This is a genomic window from Okeania sp. SIO2B9, from assembly GCF_010672505.1.
Classification (GTDB): Bacteria; Cyanobacteriota; Cyanobacteriia; order Cyanobacteriales; family Microcoleaceae; genus Okeania; species Okeania hirsuta.
This window is the reverse complement of the sequence record NZ_JAAHGK010001572.1, coordinates 1-1,497: the sequence shown is the minus strand read 5'-3', so window position 1 is coordinate 1,497 and position 1,497 is coordinate 1. Positions and strand designations below refer to the sequence as shown.

1 protein-coding gene and 1 pseudogene are annotated in these 1,497 nt (G+C 43.3%); one reads left to right on the top strand and one right to left on the bottom strand.

Annotation, left to right across the window (positions count from 1 at the left end):
- Nucleotides 1-28 precede the first annotated feature (28 nt).
- The gene (locus F6K13_RS32755; protein WP_287289868.1) at nucleotides 29-439 is read left to right on the top strand and encodes a hypothetical protein; all 411 of its coding nucleotides are present in this window, start codon (nucleotides 29-31) and stop codon (nucleotides 437-439) included.
- A gap of 66 nt (nucleotides 440-505) precedes the next feature.
- Here F6K13_RS32755 and F6K13_RS35925 read toward each other — a convergent pair.
- Nucleotides 506-779, bottom strand: a pseudogene (locus tag F6K13_RS35925) (IS1 family transposase); the annotation flags it as partial.
- Between the last annotated feature and the right edge of the window lie 718 nt (nucleotides 780-1,497).

Genomic DNA, 1,497 nt, shown 5'->3' with positions numbered 1-1,497 from the left:
TGAAAACTTCAACGTTGGTTAAACAATCTTGTTGAAGTTTTCTGACAGATTGAGTGATTTTGAGCGATCGCTCTCTATCTTAGAAAGTAAGTTAGCTATATCAGCTGACTTGCTACTAAGTGGCATTATGACTGAACTTATTTTTACATATATGAATATTTTGCCTAATCTTCTACGTTCTTTGTTACTTACAAGTATCTTTAGCTTTGTAACTCCTATTCTGTTAATTGGGGTTAGCTGGACGAGCTTTGCCTTAATTAGTCATTTTCCCAGTTTACGGACAATTGGTCAATTTGGTGTTGCCCAAATTTGGCATTTCTTGGCCACGTTTGGTGATGGCCATCCTTGGCAAGGGTGTTTGGTAATTGCTGTCACTTTTAGTTTAGTGGGAGCGATGTTTGATACATATGTGTTCTGTCAAAATCCCAGAGGAAACTAAATTTGAGGTAATTATTGTGTATAGCAGAAGGAAGAAGGAAGAAGGAAAAATCCGGTAGTGCAGAGCGCAAAGTGTGAGATAAGTAATTAAGTCATGCCAATACCAAGGAGCGATATAGCTGTCGCACTTACTCCGCCAACGCCAACTCTGCCCAATGTAGCTGCACTATTTTCCTTGCGACGGGCGAACCCAAATCCAATTGAAATAGCTCACCAGCAACCTTGCCGTCACTTGAGGAAAGCTCCCAGTTCTTGCCAAATTTATTCTGTCGGCGATGCCCGATACCTGTTTGTTGGCGGACAATTCCGTTGGTGCGCTCTAATTGCTGTGGCAAGGTCTTTCCCGATAATGTGTTCTATTCTGGGGGAGAAATTCGCTCATACCCCTACAACGATGGTTTATATTCGCGGGACGAGTGAAGACCTTCAGAGAGATGTGTAGCAGATTGCTTGGCAGTGAAGATTGGAAGCTATGTATAGTAATAGTTACAAGGAGATATGGCATGATTTTACACATATCTCGGCTCAACGCCAAACTGACCTCTAGATTTTGAACGGAGACGGTCAATTTTTAAGTAGGCTCGATGAACTGAGAATCAGCAATTGTACTGATAATCCCCCGCTGAATTACAGATTACAGCAGGGGACTATATCAATCTAAAGTCCTACATACAGGATGTAGTCAAAAGATTTAAGGTAACATTTGACCGCTAGTAGGAAAAACCTAAGAGCGAGATTAAGAGGGTTATCCTTTGATAAACCGGGTCGATGAGGTCATATTACTAAAGGAGTGGCTCTGTTGGAGATCCGGATACTCACCGGGTTCGAGGTCGATGTAGTTACCACTAGCATCGGGATTTTGGTATAGCCTGATCTTATCTCCAGGGCTGTAGTTCGGCCCTTTGAATACCTTCACCGAGGAAGTCAGGTTGATGAACTACCCCGCCGTGTAGACGGACGGGGTTTCTAAGTCCCCGTCAACAAAGTCCGCACTTTGAGATTTTGAGCGCTTCATTTGCCCCAGTTGCCTCATCGAGCCTGTATGTTTACGGGTCGAAT